A 427-nucleotide genomic window follows, 5' to 3' on the forward strand; every position below is an offset into this window, starting at 1 on the left:
TCAGCGATCTTCTCGATCTCCCCGCACGGATCGGCCACGGAATCCCGCATGTAGGCGGTGAGCTGATAAAGCACAACCCCTCCACCAGCCGGAACCACCGTGATGCAGCCGCCTTGATCAGTGAACCCGGGTGCGATCATGCGAGCGGATTCGCGCCCGGCCACGTTGACCCGGTCGAACGAGTCATAGGAGCCGCCTCTTTCCAGGCTCTCCACCGTTTCCTCTGCGTTCTTCTGCACGGCGATGCTCAGGAGCTCGCCGTCCCACGAACACCCGGGTTGGAAGCTGACCTGGGTGAACTCCTTCGCCTGCGGCCCGACACCGAACGAGGCCAGTTCATCCCCGTTGAAGAACGTGCACGGGTCGAAGCTCTCCAGCCCCTCGCTCTCTCCACTCGGCGTCGCCCCCGAGGCACTACCGCCGCCAT

At 64.2% G+C, this 427-nt stretch carries 1 protein-coding gene; it reads right to left on the reverse strand.

Annotated elements, in window-relative coordinates; all coding sequences use genetic code 11:
* Nucleotides 1–427 (reverse strand): DUF3558 family protein (locus tag ACL03H_RS23870; RefSeq protein WP_412813551.1); only part of this gene is annotated, 427 nt, incomplete at both ends.

Origin of the sequence: Saccharopolyspora antibiotica (genome assembly GCF_047200635.1) — a bacterium.
Classification (GTDB): Bacteria; Actinomycetota; Actinomycetes; order Mycobacteriales; family Pseudonocardiaceae; genus Saccharopolyspora_C.